This is a genomic window from Streptomyces sp. NPDC087844, from assembly GCF_044742785.1.
GTDB lineage: Bacteria > Actinomycetota > Actinomycetes > Streptomycetales > Streptomycetaceae > Streptomyces.
Map to the genome: position 1 here is coordinate 109,853 of NZ_JBIUVD010000008.1, position 12,636 is coordinate 122,488.

General features: G+C 68.3%; 11 protein-coding genes and 5 pseudogenes. 10 read left to right on the forward strand and 6 right to left on the reverse strand.

Annotation, left to right across the window (positions count from 1 at the left end; all coding sequences use genetic code 11):
• Window positions 1-368: 368 nt before the first annotated feature.
• Window positions 369-707 (forward strand): MerR family transcriptional regulator, encoded by a 339-nt coding sequence (locus ACIOKD_RS18060; RefSeq protein WP_402084584.1) that lies wholly within the window; start codon window positions 369-371, stop codon window positions 705-707.
• Between the two features lie 33 nt (window positions 708-740).
• Here ACIOKD_RS18060 and ACIOKD_RS18065 read toward each other — a convergent pair whose 3' ends face one another.
• The gene (locus tag ACIOKD_RS18065; RefSeq protein WP_402084585.1) at window positions 741-1,205 is read right to left on the reverse strand and encodes a Crp/Fnr family transcriptional regulator; all 465 of its coding nucleotides are present in this window, start codon (window positions 1,203-1,205) and stop codon (window positions 741-743) included.
• 355 nt (window positions 1,206-1,560) lie between these two features.
• Between ACIOKD_RS18065 and ACIOKD_RS18070 the strand changes: the two are divergent.
• A pseudogene (locus tag ACIOKD_RS18070) lies at window positions 1,561-1,773 on the forward strand (carbamate kinase); the annotation flags it as partial.
• A gap of 441 nt (window positions 1,774-2,214) precedes the next feature.
• A pseudogene (locus ACIOKD_RS18075) lies at window positions 2,215-2,373 on the forward strand (IS110 family transposase); the annotation flags it as partial.
• A gap of 48 nt (window positions 2,374-2,421) precedes the next feature.
• Here ACIOKD_RS18075 and ACIOKD_RS18080 read toward each other — a convergent pair.
• Window positions 2,422-2,930: pseudogene (locus ACIOKD_RS18080) on the reverse strand (IS5 family transposase); the annotation flags it as partial.
• Window positions 2,931-3,078: 148 nt separating this feature from the next.
• Window positions 3,079-4,215 carry an amidohydrolase family protein gene (locus ACIOKD_RS18085; RefSeq protein ID WP_402084588.1) on the reverse strand — a complete coding sequence of 379 codons (1,137 nt, stop codon included), beginning with the start codon at window positions 4,213-4,215 and terminating at the stop codon, window positions 3,079-3,081.
• Between the two features lie 86 nt (window positions 4,216-4,301).
• On the opposite strand from ACIOKD_RS18085, the pseudogene ACIOKD_RS18090 reads away from it, so the two are divergent.
• From ACIOKD_RS18090 to ACIOKD_RS18100, 3 genes and pseudogenes are all read left to right on the forward strand, one after another.
• Window positions 4,302-4,686, forward strand: a pseudogene (locus ACIOKD_RS18090) (transposase).
• Between the two features lie 25 nt (window positions 4,687-4,711).
• Window positions 4,712-4,876: pseudogene (locus ACIOKD_RS18095) on the forward strand (TauD/TfdA family dioxygenase); the annotation flags it as partial.
• Between the two features lie 63 nt (window positions 4,877-4,939).
• Window positions 4,940-5,095 (forward strand): hypothetical protein, encoded by a 156-nt coding sequence (locus ACIOKD_RS18100; protein ID WP_402084590.1) that lies wholly within the window; start codon window positions 4,940-4,942, stop codon window positions 5,093-5,095.
• 44 nt (window positions 5,096-5,139) lie between these two features.
• Here the strand turns inward: ACIOKD_RS18100 and ACIOKD_RS18105 are convergent, their stop codons facing one another.
• Entirely contained in the window at window positions 5,140-6,381 is a 1,242-nt protein-coding gene (locus ACIOKD_RS18105) for a Gfo/Idh/MocA family protein (RefSeq protein WP_402084592.1), read from the reverse strand.
• 277 nt (window positions 6,382-6,658) lie between these two features.
• On the opposite strand from ACIOKD_RS18105, the gene ACIOKD_RS18110 reads away from it, so the two are divergent.
• From ACIOKD_RS18110 to ACIOKD_RS18120, 3 genes are all read left to right on the forward strand, one after another.
• Window positions 6,659-6,841, forward strand: coding sequence for a hypothetical protein (locus ACIOKD_RS18110; RefSeq protein ID WP_402084595.1), 183 nt, complete (start codon window positions 6,659-6,661; stop codon window positions 6,839-6,841).
• Between the two features lie 100 nt (window positions 6,842-6,941).
• Complete coding sequence (locus tag ACIOKD_RS18115) at window positions 6,942-8,993, forward strand: phosphocholine-specific phospholipase C (RefSeq protein ID WP_402084597.1); 2,052 nt, start codon at window positions 6,942-6,944, stop codon at window positions 8,991-8,993.
• A 49-nt stretch (window positions 8,994-9,042) separates the two neighbouring features.
• Window positions 9,043-9,849, forward strand: coding sequence for a phospholipid scramblase-related protein (locus ACIOKD_RS18120; protein ID WP_402084599.1), 807 nt, complete (start codon window positions 9,043-9,045; stop codon window positions 9,847-9,849).
• A 78-nt stretch (window positions 9,850-9,927) separates the two neighbouring features.
• Here the strand turns inward: ACIOKD_RS18120 and ACIOKD_RS18125 are convergent, their stop codons facing one another.
• Together ACIOKD_RS18125 and ACIOKD_RS18130 are read right to left on the reverse strand one after the other, a co-directional pair.
• On the reverse strand, window positions 9,928-10,872 hold the full coding sequence (locus ACIOKD_RS18125) for a DMT family transporter (protein WP_402084602.1): 945 nt from the start codon (window positions 10,870-10,872) through the stop codon (window positions 9,928-9,930).
• Window positions 10,869-11,756 (reverse strand): phosphatase PAP2 family protein, encoded by an 888-nt coding sequence (locus ACIOKD_RS18130; protein ID WP_402084604.1) that lies wholly within the window; start codon window positions 11,754-11,756, stop codon window positions 10,869-10,871. Before ACIOKD_RS18130 ends, ACIOKD_RS18125 begins: the two co-directional genes overlap by 4 nt.
• Before the next feature lie 193 nt (window positions 11,757-11,949).
• Here ACIOKD_RS18130 and ACIOKD_RS18135 point away from each other — a divergent pair, with 193 nt between their 5' ends.
• On the forward strand, window positions 11,950-12,573 hold the full coding sequence (locus tag ACIOKD_RS18135; protein WP_402084606.1) for a TetR/AcrR family transcriptional regulator C-terminal ligand-binding domain-containing protein: 624 nt from the start codon (window positions 11,950-11,952) through the stop codon (window positions 12,571-12,573).
• Window positions 12,574-12,636 lie beyond the last annotated feature (63 nt).

Consider the following 12,636-nt stretch of genomic DNA (forward strand, 5'->3'; position numbering starts at 1 on the left):
CGCTGTCGCAGGCCACTTTGAGCAGTTCGCATCACCAGTAGTACGCGGTATCAGCAGTACGCGGTATCAGTAGTAGGCAGTACCCGCTCAGTAGGTAAGTGATTGATCCCAGAGGGAAGAACGGAGGAGCCGAGCGCCATCAGGATCGCCCGGGCGGAAGTCTTGAGCCCGGGTACCGCAGGACATCGATAGTGAGGTGGTCTCCGGTCGAGCAACCGCGATCCCAGCACACCCGACAGCATGCCGGTCGGGTCTGCGGAAACAGAAGGCCGGCGCAGTACCAGGGCCGGCAGATGGTGTAGCAGTTCCTTCGGGGCCCTGGTGCCATTGGCACCAGGGCCCCTCCACGCGTTCCACAGAGAGGTGCGATGACAGCAGACGACTCCTACGGCCGACTCGATGACGACGACTACCCCGCCTACACCATGGGCCGGGCCGCCGAACTGCTCGGCACCACGCAGGGCTTCCTCCGCGCCATCGGCGAAGCCCGCCTCATCACCCCGCTGCGCTCCGCCGGCGGACACCGCCGCTACTCCCGCTACCAGCTGCGCATCGCCGCCCGCGCCCGGGAACTCGTCGACCAGGGGACGCCCATCGAGGCCGCCTGCCGCATCGTCGTCCTCGAAGACCAGCTCGAAGAAGCCCAGCGCATCAACGCCGAAAACCACCGCACAGCCGGAACACCGAAACTGACGCCCACGGCCTGAGACGACAGCCTGAGACGGCTGAGCCCGGCGCGTTCAGCCCCGGTCGTCGGCGCCGTACGGGGCGTACAGGTCCAGCAGCCGGGTCCGGGCGGAGCGGAGACGGTGGGCGAGCACGTCACCGACCCACTGGGCGATGATGTTGCCGAAGGCCGGGTCTTCCTGACACATCAGCCGGACGGCTGAGGCATCGAACTCGTACGCCCGCACCGGAGTCGTCGCTTCGGCGCCCAAGTGCCAGGCGTGCGGGCTGAACAGCCAGGACACCCCGACGAGTTCGTTGTGCCGGAGGGTCTCGATGACGGCCGCACGGCGGCCCGGCACATGCATGTCGAGTTGGACCGTGCCCGTGCGGATGACCCAGAACCGGTCGGCCCGGCTGCCCTCCTCGAACAGGCGCGTCCCCTGCGGGAAGGAGACCTCGTGGGCCAAGCGCATGAGCCGCAGCCGGTGCTCGGCGGACAGCGCGCGCGGCAAGCTGGGCGTGGGGGCGGTGATCATGGCGTGCCTCCCGACGGGACGTGGGAACTGTCAGGACCAGCGTGTGCCCGACGCCCGGCGACAGCCCATGGGCCACCCGGTCCATCGGCCGGGCCGCTCGGCTCCGAGCAGGGGACTTCCGGCACGCTGCGGAGCCGGGACCTCGGCTGTTCCATGAGTACGTGAGACGACCCACTCGGTGCAGGGGCGAGCTCCGGATACCTGCCTGGCTCCCTCCCGACCGCTGAAGGCCGTCGGCGGATCGGGCCGCTCGTCCCTTACCAGGTCGGTGAGGAGGTCGAGCATCTCCGACCGGGCGGAGAGTCGGCCGCACACCATCGAGGCCGTACTCGTCGCCACCCTGGAGGACTGAGCCATGCGCATCGTCATCACCGTCGGCGGCAACGCCCTGCTGCACCGGGGCGAGTACCCCGACGCGGCTGTCCAGGAGGCGAACATCGACCGGGTGACCACCGCGATCGCCGCCCTCGCCCACGATCACGAGATCGTCATCACCCACGGCAACGGCCCCCAGATCGACCTGCTCGCCGTGGAGAGCGCGGCCGACCCCGCTCTGAGCGCTCCCTACGCCGCCGGGCGCCGGGGATCCACGTTGCGCGTGATCAACGTCTTCAGCCGTCCGCCGGACTTCGCGGCGGCGGACAGGATCGTCCCGGTGAGCAGTCCGGAGTTACGGGCGGAACAGGAGCGTGCCGTGGCCGCCGCGCTGCGCCCCTGGTGAGAGAAGTTCCCCGAGGCCACCGTCACTGAGAGCGTCACCGAAGGGCGCGCGGCCCACGAACTCATCAGCGCCTGAGGGCTGTCCCGTAATCCCCGGTGGATCAGCGCGCGGCGTCAGATGCGGTGCATCGCAAGGCGGAGGGTCGTCCTCATACTGGGCGTATTCGGGCGATCCGACAACGCGGCGAGGTGCCGTAGCTGTCGTCGTGCGCCCGCCGGGGATCACGGGACAGCCCTTAGGCCGGCGCGGCCCGGGAGCGTAAATCCAACGGCCCGGTGCTGTCCCGTCTCAAAGGCGTTCTACGAGCGAACGAGGGCCGAGGGCAAGAGCCACAAGCAGGCCGTCATCGCCCTCGCACGACGACGCCTGAATGTCATCTGGGCTCTCATACGCGATGGCCGCACCTTCGAGATCACCGCACCCCCACCCCCTGCCGCACTGGGCTGACATGCTCACAGCACGTCACCAGCTAGGCTTGACAACCTTATTGAGAATCGTTCGGTGACCCGTGATCATGGGCTTCAGGGCGAGGCTGTCGTGGGTGTTGGCAGCGCTGACGCCGACGAGGAGGGGCAGGCCGTTCGCGTCCGACAGGACGTGCATCTTGGAACCCGCCTTGCCCCTGTCCACGGGGCTCGGACCTGTGAGTGCGCCCTCTTTTTAGCCCTCACGTGGGCCGATTCGAGGACAGCGCGGGAGCGATCGAGGAGGCCGGCGTCGTCGAGCCGATGCAGGATTTCCTCGTGCAGCCGGCCCCACACCCCGGCCCTCGAGCAGATCAGGAACCTGCGGTGGGCCGTTGACTTCGATATCCCGAAACAGGGTGGCAGTGATCGCCAGGCGCATCCGCTGACCAGGACGTAGATGATCGCCGCGAACAGCGTCTCGTAAGGCGTGTCCTGCGTCCCGCCGCCCTGCGACCGCACCTTCGACGGCGGGATCAGCGGCTCCGCGATCTCCCACAGCCCGTCCGGAACAATCCAACTCCGAGTACCCCGCCCCATACCGAGCTCAACGAGGCCTCACCACATAGGACGCGGTGTGAGAAGAGCCTGTATGAGACCGCGTTATGGGGCAGCCGCGCATCGCATACTTCGGCCGTACTCTCGCCTTACAGTAAAGCATTCTTTCACTCCGGCCGACCCTGGCGTATCACTTCACGGGCACTTTCATTCTGAACAGTTTCTCCGCATTTCGGAACGCAATCTTTTCCTTGTCTTCGCGTGGCAAATCGACTCCGCGGAACCAGTCGGTCTGCTCCTTTATGTCCGCGAACGGGTAGTCGGTTGCGAACATCACTCGATCCACGCTTATGTACTTCAGCAGGAGATCGAGCAGTTCGGTCTGGGGGAATGCGCTGGTTGTGACCCAGAAGTTGTCCTGGAAGTATTGCCCGATGGGCTTCTTGAGCGAGTCTTTGGTCGGCTCGCCCATGTCATTGACGATCCGCTCGTAGTAGAAGGGAAGACCTTCGCCCATGTGACCGATGATGATTTTCAGTTTGGGGAATCTGTCGAAAACCCCGTACGTTATCATCCGAATGCATTGGGTCAGCACCTCCTGGTGCCAGCCATATCCAGACCCACTGAAAATGTAGTCCTGGTACTCTTCCGTGTATTTAGGCCGTGTGGTGCTGTAGTAGATCTTGAAGACCTCGTCAGCTGGATAGCCGGGATGCAGGTAGATCGGCACATCGAGAGCAACGGCACGTGCCAGCACAGGCTCGAAATCGGGATGATCGAGATACTTCTTCGCGATGTGTCCGTTGGTCAGTGCGCCTAAGAAGCCATCTTCCCGAACCGAGCGTTCCAGTTCGTCCGCCGCCGCGTCCGGGCTCTGCAAGGGCAAGGTGGCGAAAGCCTTGAAGCGGCCCGGATATTTGGCGATCGGCCCGTCTGCAAGTTGCCGGTTAAGACGATAGGCAAGGTCGATGCCTCTCTGCCCAGGGACATTTTGTACGGAGGGTGTATGAGCAGAGAGGATTTGAACGTTGAGTCCCCCCGCATCCATATCGCCGATGCGGCGTTGGCCCAGATCCGAAAGGCCAATTTCCTCAAGGAACGCTATGTGATCCTGATTGATGGAGTTCAGCTTCAACAACGTGGGAGTCGAAAAGGTCTCCTCCGTGCCGATGAAGGGCAGGTCCTGGTCCCGCCGTGAAATGTCTGAAGTCTTGTCCGAAGTCTCGTTCTCGCTCGCTTCCGAGACAATGGCGTACGTGGACAAGCCGGCACCAATGCCAAGTGCCGTGCTGGCGGTGAGAAATCCGCGGCGTCCCATGGGCTTCATGTCAGTCCCTCTCTTCAGGTGTTTGTGTGGTGAGGTATCCGTATGCCTACTTCCTACCGAGCGAACCTGAGACGAACGTTAAAGAGCTGTCGCGCGCTCTGCTGAATGATCAGTTGTGGGAGCTTCTTGAGCCGTTGCTTCCGCCGTGGGTCGATGAAGGCGCCCGGTCCGCGGCCGGTGCCGGATCGGCAGTGCCTGCAGGGCATCTTGTACGTGCTGCATACCGGGATCGGCTGGGAAGACCTTCCGCAGGAACTCGGCCTCAGGTCAGGCATGACGTGCTGGCGGTGGATCGACGCCGGGGTGATCGACGGCCGGCTCGGCCGGCACCGCTGGAAGATCGAGCGGTCGATCGCCTGGCTGTTCGGCTTCCGCCGGCTCACCGTCAGGTACGAGCGAAAGGGATCTCACTTCCCCGGCCTCGCAGCCGCCCTCACCTGCTACAAGAAGCTCGCGAAACTCGCCACGTGAGACATCCTCCAAGGCCGGGCATGCTCTGGACGACGAGCACGTCAACGCGCTCCGTGCGTTCGAACGCGCCCTGGAAAAGCAGCATCCGCCCACGGTCTTCCTCCTGCGGGCGGGCGAACTCCTGTTCCTGGACAACAGGCGCCTGCTGCACGGTCGCACCGATGTCGGCCCCAAAGGCGCCGGCCGCCACCACCTGCGCGTCCCCGGCGCCGGCCGCCACCACCTGCGCGTCCCCGGCGACGACCACGCTCCGGTGGCTGTCGCCTCCGCCGTCGTCCAGCTAGGCCTGGCCGACCTCGACGCCCTCAACACCGCCTTCGCCCTCCCCTGTATCGGCGAGTTCATCGCCGGCTGGCAGGCCCGGCGCCCGTACAGGGCGATCCGGGTCAACCACGAGCCCCTCACGTGACCCGGCGCCCAGATCGCACGGCGCCGAACGCGCCGGGTCCGAGGTCAGAGCCGGACGGTCTGGTGGTCGGCGAAGTAGTCGACCAGCTCCGGGGCCGGTGCGGCTACGGCGACCGGTGTGCCGTTCGTACGCAGTGAGGTCGTCGCCGCCGCCGCGCAGGCCACCGCCTCGCGGGCGGCCACCGGGGAGGTCTCGGTGGGGCCTCCGGTGGCGGCGAAGCGCAGGAACTCGTCGACCAGGGCCCGGTCCGCGCCGCCGTGCAGACCGTCCTCCTGCGCGGGGACGCAGACGCTGAGGTCGGCGTCCTGGCGGTAGCCGGACCGGCGCCGGTTCCAGACCTTGATGGTGGCGGGGTCGCCGTCGATACCGTCGCCGAAGTTCTCCAGGCGGCCCTCGTCGCCGATGACGGTGTAATTGCGCCAGTAGTCGGGGGTGAAGTGGCACTGCTGGTAGCTGGTGAGTACTCCGTTGTCCAGGCGGCCGAGCATCATGCTGAGGTCTTCGACGTCGATGACGGGGTTGAGATCGCGCAGGGCCGACGGCGGCCAGATGCCGGGGTCGTACCAGTCGGGCATCCGCTCACCGTCGGGTACGGGTGTCCGCGCGGGACGGCGCGGGTTGTCACCGTAGACGGCGAGGGTGCCGTGGGCGACGACGTCCCGCGTGTAGCCGCCGGCCAGCCAGTGGATCACATCGAGGTCGTGGGCGCCCTTCTGCAGCAGCAACCCGTTGGTATGGGCTCGTTCGGCGTGCCAGTCCTTGAAGTAGAAGTCCCCGCCGTGACCCACGAAGTGGCGGCACCAGATGGAACGCACGGCGCCTATCTCACCCCTGTCGATCAGTTCCCGCATCCGGCGCAGCATCGGCAGGTGGCGCAGGTTGTGGCCGACGTACAGACGGGTGCGGGAGCGGAAGGCGGCGGCGAGCAGGGAGTCGCAGTCCTCGACGGTGATCGCGAGGGGCTTCTCCACGAACACCGCGGTCCCGGCGTCGAGGAAGAACAGCGCGGGCCCGGTGTGCAGATGGTCGGGGGTGAGGACGAACACCGCGTCCAGGTCGTCGTCCAGCATGTCCTCGTACCGCTCGTGCACCGCGACGTCCGCCCCGAACAGACGCCTGGCGTCCCTGCGGCCACGGGGATCGGGGTCGGCGCAGGACACGACCCGGGCGACGCCCGGCCGGTTCGCCAGCGTGGCCAGCGGGGCGCGCTGGCCGACTCCCACCACTCCGACGCGCAGTTCGGCATGCGATGGCTCGGTGTCCGCCGGCTGGGCATGGTCGTCCATGTACCCGTCCCTTCGGTTCGGTACTGCAGCTCGGGCGTTCGGTTCGGTCCGTCGCCACGGGATGTGCCGCGCCGCGGGACGGTCGGCGCCGCCGGTCGAAACGGAAGCGGCGGGCCGGGACGGCCCCGCCCGGCCCGAGTCCGGTGACCGTAGAGGGCGGGCTGCCGCGCGGCGCCCGCACGATGGACAGCATGTTCATCTCGCGCGTCCGGGACAGGTCTGCTCGGTCGTCGCCATGCGGTGCTCCCTGAGGGGGGCGGGTCCCCGCCGCCGGACAATGCTGAGCAGTTTACTGATCCATGCCGACGCCGTGGAGAACGGCCAGGTCGAGGCGGCTGCGGAAGTGGACGACACCGGGGTCGACCTCCAGCAGCGGACCACCTCGGCGCAGTCGGCAGGCCTGGACCGGCACCTCACGTACCGCCGTCTTTCACACAGACGCCACGCGGGCCTTCCCTGACGTTTGTTGCTCTTGGAACACTCCGATAGCGCAGGTTCACGCATGCGCAGGTCCGTCCGTCAGTCGCCCCCTATACGTCAGGACGAGAGGTCACCCAGTCATGACCGAAGTGAATCGGCGCCGTTTCCTGCAGCTCGCGGGCGGTACCGCGGCGTTCACCGCGCTGTCGGAGAGCATCGCCAAGGCCGCCTCGATCCCCGCGGGCTACCACCGCGGCACCATCGAGGATGTCGAGCACGTCGTCGTCCTCATGCAGGAGAACCGTTCCTTCGATCACTACTTCGGTGCGCTCAGAGGTGTCCGCGGTTTCGGCGACCCGCATCCGGTCGCGCTCGACAACGGCAAGTCCGTGTGGCACCAGTCGGACGGCACCAAGGACCTCCTGCCCTTCCGCCCGGCGGCCGACGACCTCGGTATGCAGTTCCTGGAGGGCCTGCCGCACAGCTGGCCCGACGGGCACGCCGCCTACAACGGGGGCAAGTACGACAAGTGGGTCCCCGCGAAGGGCGCCACGACCATGGCGTACCTGACCCGTGAGGACATCCCGTTCCACTACGCGCTCGCCGACACCTTCACGGTCTGCGACGCGTACCACTGCTCGTTCATCGGCTCCACCGACCCGAACCGCTACTACATGTGGACGGGCTTCACCGGCAACGACGGCAAGGGCGGCGGCCCGGTCCTCGGCAACGACGAGGCCGGCTACGACTGGACGACCTACCCCGAGCGCCTGGAGGAGGCCGGGATCTCCTGGAAGGTCTACCAGGACATCGGCAACGGTCTGGACGCGGCCGGCTCCTGGGGCTGGATCTCGGACGCCTACCGCGGCAACTACGGCGACAACTCGCTGCTCTACTTCAACAAGTACCGGGGCGCCAAGGCCGGCGACCCGCTCTACGACAAGGCCCGCACCGGCACCGACGCCCGCAAGGGCGAGGGCTACTTCGACCAGTTGCGCGCCGACGTCGTGGGCGGCAAGCTGCCGCAGGTCTCCTGGATAGCGGCCCCCGAGGCGTTCTCCGAACACTCCAACTGGCCCTCCAACTACGGCGCCTGGTACATCTCCCAGGTACTGGAGGCACTCACCGCCGACCCGGAGGTATGGGCGAAGACGGCCCTGTTCATCACGTACGACGAGAACGACGGCTTCTTCGACCACCTCGTGCCGCCGCTGCCGCCGCGCTCCGCCGACCAGGGCAAGTCCACCGTCGACGTCGGCCCGGACCTCTTCGCGGGCAGCTCGACCCATGTCGCCGGACCCTACGGTCTGGGCCCGCGCGTGCCGATGCTCGTCGTCTCGCCCTGGAGCAAGGGCGGATACGTCTGCTCCGAGACCCTCGACCACACCTCCATCGTCCGGTTCCTGGAGCGCCGCTTCGGTGTCGAGGAGCCCAACATCTCGCCCTGGCGCCGGGCCATCTGCGGCGACCTGACCGCCGCGTTCGACTTCTCCCGCAAGGACAGCAAGCCGGTCGAGCTCCCGGACACCGACGCGTACGAGCCGCCGGACAAGGTCAGGCACCCGGACTACAAGCCGACCCCGCCCGCCGACCCGAAGCTCCCCAGGCAGGAGCGCGGTCTGCGGCTCGCCCGCCCGCTGCGGTACGCGCCCTGGATCGACGGCTCGGCGGACGCGAAGGCCGGGAGGTTCACGCTGACCTTCGCCTCGGGCAAGAAGGCCGGCGCCTCCTTCCACGTGACCTCAGGGAACCGCACCGACGGACCCTGGACCTACACCACCGAGGCGGGCAGGAGCGTCTCGGACACCTGGAACTCCGCGTACTCGAAGGGCTCGTACGACCTGACCGTGCACGGGCCCAACGGCTTCGTCCGTGTCTTCAGGGGACCGGGTAAGGCCACCGGACCCGAGGTCACCGCCCGCCACGACGGGGACGACATCGAGCTGACCCTCACCAACAAGGGCGCCCGCACGGTGAATCTGAAGCTCACCGACGGCTACGGCGGCAGGCCCAGGTCGTTCAAGGTGCGGCCCGGCGCGACCGTGCGGCACACCGTGGACCTGCGGGCGAGCAAGCGCTGGTACGACATCACCGTCGTCTCCGACGCGGACGCCTCGTTCCTGCGCCGGTTCGCCGGGCATGTCGAGAACGGCCGGGTGGGCGTCAGCGACCCGGCGATCGCGACGGCCTAGGGATCACCCTATTAGTCATGTACCTGCAGTGTCGGGGTAGTGTGCCCCGGTGACCACGCATTCGAACACAGTTGCAGGCTGGTATCCGGATCCGCAGGGTGCGCCCCAGACCCTGCGGTACTGGGACGGAACCCAGTGGACCGAGCACACCGACAAGGACCAGCAGCAGGCGCAGCAGCCGCCGGTGGATGCCGATCCGCGCGTGCAGCAGCAGGTGCAGCAGCGGGCCGGCGTCGCGCCGAACTCGGCCGGCGGCGGCACCCTGTTCACCGAGCCGGTCCTGGTGGTGAACCAGAAGGCCAAGCTGATCGAGCTGACCAACGAGTACAAGGTCATGGACCAGCAGGGCAACCAGCTCGGCTCGGTCGTCCAGGTCGGGCAGAGCGCGCTGAAGAAGGTGCTGCGCTTCGTCGCCAGCATCGACCAGTTCATGACGCACAAGCTGGAGATCCGTGACGCGCACGGTCAGCCGCAGCTGCTGCTGACCCGGCCCCGGAAGTTCCTGAAGTCCCGGGTGCTCGTGGCGCGTCCGGACGGTTCGCCGGTCGGCGAGATAGCCCAGCAGAACTTGTTCGGGAAGATCAACTTCGCGATCAAGGTCGACGGGCAGCAGGTCGGCGCGATCAAGGCGGAGAACTGGCGCGCGTGGAACTTCGCGATCGTCGACCACTCCGACACCGAGGTCGCCCGGATCACCAAGACCTGGGAAGGCCTCGCGAAGACGATGTTCACCACGGCGGACAACTACGTCCTGCAGATCCACTTCCAGCTGCCCGAGCCCCTGCTGAGCCTCGTGATCGCGACGGCGCTGACCGTCGACACGGCGCTCAAGCAGGACTCGCGCGGCCTGGGCTGACCCGACGACGGTTCACCGAGTGGAAAGGGCGGTCGCGGACATCCGCGACCGCCCTTCGCATGTCCGCGGGTGGCGGAGTCAACGCGAGGTGAGATGCCCCGGCTTCGGCTGCCGCGGCAGGAGCGAGGGCTCGTACGCGGCGGAGTCGGGCTCCAGCGCGAGGACCGCCGCCACCGGATGCTGCTCCCGCTCCACCACCGCAGGCTCCGGCGCGGAACGCGACAGCGTCACCACGCCCCAGGCCGCGACCGCGGCCCCGGCCCCCGCGAGGAGCAGCCCCGCCACCCCGCCCTGCAGTTGCTCACCGAGCAGCGTCAGGCCGATGACCACGGCGGCGATCGGATTGGCCAGCGTCACCACGGCCAGCGGCGCGCCGAGTCCGCCCTTGTAGGCGGTCTGCGACAGGAGCAGACCGCCGGCGGCGAAGGCCGCGACCAGCAGGGCCACCACGATCACCTGCCCGCTGAGCAGCGGACCCGAGCGGTCCGTCGCGGCGACCGTCACGGTCTGGGTGAGCGCCGAGGCGACCCCCGAGGCGAAGCCGGACGCGGACGCGTGCCGGAGCCCGGGACGGGCGCCAGGCCGGGCCAGGACGCCGATGAGGGTCGCGGTGGCGCCCGTCACGGCCAGCGCCTGCGGGACGCTCAGCACGTCGTCGGGCGCGGGCCCGGACGCCGTCACGAGCACGGCCGAGAGCCCGATCAGCGTCAGCGCCGTACCGCGCCACTCGACCGAGGTGACCCGCCGGCCGGCCAGTCGCGCGCCCAGCGGCACCGCGGCGACGAGCGTGAGCGCACCGAGCGGCTGGACGAGGGTGAGGGTCCCGTACTTCAGGGCGGCCACGTGCAGCAGAGCGGCCCCGGCGTTGAGGCCGACCGACCACCACCAGGCACCGCGGCCCAGCAGACGCAGTACTCCGGGGTCCGTGGTCCGGGAGGCCAGCCTCTCCTGTGCCACCGCGGCGCCCGCGTAGGCGACGGCGGAGAACAGCGACAGGACGACGGCGAGGAGGGTCGCGCTCATCGCCGCGCTCCCACGAGCTCGGGCGCTTCCGGTACGCCGCCGGGGGCGTCCTGCCCACCCGAGGCGTGCGGTACGGGGTTGCCTGCGTCTCCTGCGTCCCCTGCGTCCCCTGCGTTCCCGGTGTCCTCGGCCTTCCGGCCGGGCCCGGTGGCAGTCCGTGCCCTGCGGGGCCGGCGGACGACGGCGAGGGCGATGCCGAGGAGGGCCGCCGCCACGATCGCGTCGAGCCAGTAGTGGTTCGCCGTCCCGACGACCACCAGCAGGGTCAGCAGCGGATGCAGCAGCCACAGCCACCGCCACCGGGAGCGGGTCGCGGCGATCAGGCCGATCGCGACCATCAGGGCCCAGCCGAAGTGCAGCGACGGCATCGCCGCGAACTGGTTCGTGAGGGAGTCGGTCTCGGGAGAGCTGCCGTACACCGTGGGTCCGTACACCTGACCGGTGTCCACGAGGCCCGTCGCGGCGAGCATCCGCGGGGGTGCGAGCGGGAATGTGAGATGCACCACCAGTGCGGCGGCGGTGACCGCGGCGAGCACCCGGCGGGCCCACACGTAATGCCCAGGACGCCGCAGATACAGCCACACCAGGAAGGCCGCCGTGGCGGGGAAGTGCACTGTCGCGTAATAGGTGTTGACGAGGTGGACGAGGGTGTCGCCGTGCAGTACGGCGGACTGTACGGAGCCCTCGCCGGGCAGGTGGAGGAACCGTTCCAGGTCCCATACGCGGTGCGCGTTGCCGAAGGCCTCGGCGGTGTGGCCGGTGGCCAGCTGCCGGCCCAGTTTGTAGACGAGGAAGAGTCCCGCGACGAGCAGGATCTCGCGGACAAGGGGTGGCCGCGGTATCGCGGCGGATCCCTTCTGTGCAGGCTCGGTTGGGAGTTCCATCCCCCGGCCCCTTTGCTTGACGGTCTCGACGATGCTGATGCGTGGTGAGCCCAGGAGGGGATCCACTCGGCACAGGGGTGGGTCCTGTCCAAGGCTCATCGATACGCCAGTGTACCGATACGAAGCCGTTCCGGTACACTGGCGTATCGATAGGGCGCCGGGACGAACCCGGGGACGAGCGAGGAGAAGAGCCATGACGTCGCAGGCAGCGGAGGGACCGGAGACGGTCGCCGCCTCGCGCCGCTCCAAGATCACGCCCGAGCGTGAGCAGGAGTTCTTCGACGCCGTGCTGGCCCAGGTCCGCGAGTGCGGCTATGACGCGCTGACCATGGAGGGTGTGGCCGCCAGCACCCGGTGCAGCAAGTCCACGCTCTACCGCCAGTGGAAGACGAAGCCGCAGTTCGTGGCCGCCGCGCTGCGCGCCAACCACTGCCCGAAGTTCATCGGGATCGACACCGGCTCCCTCGCCGGGGACCTGCGTGCCGTCGCCCGTACCGCGGGCGAGCGGTCCGACGAGGACACCCGGCTCATGCAGGCGCTCGGACAGTCCGTGATGCAGGACGAGGAACTGAAGCGCGCGCTGCGCGACGCCCTCGTGGAACCCGAACTGGACGCGCTGCGGGCGATGATCGGGCGCGCGGTCGAGCGGGGCGAGATCACCGCCGACCATCCGGTGCTGGAGTTCGTGCCGGCGCAGCTGCTCGGTGTGCTCCGGGTCAGGCCCTTCCTCGAAGGGCGGCCCGCGGACGCGGAGTATCTGCTGCGCTATGTGGAAGTGGCCCTGCTGCCCGCCCTGGGGCTCTCGGGGCCCCCTTAGAGCTCAGGCCGCCGTCCATGGGATGACTGGACGGTGACCTGATCGCGCCGCACCGTGGGGACG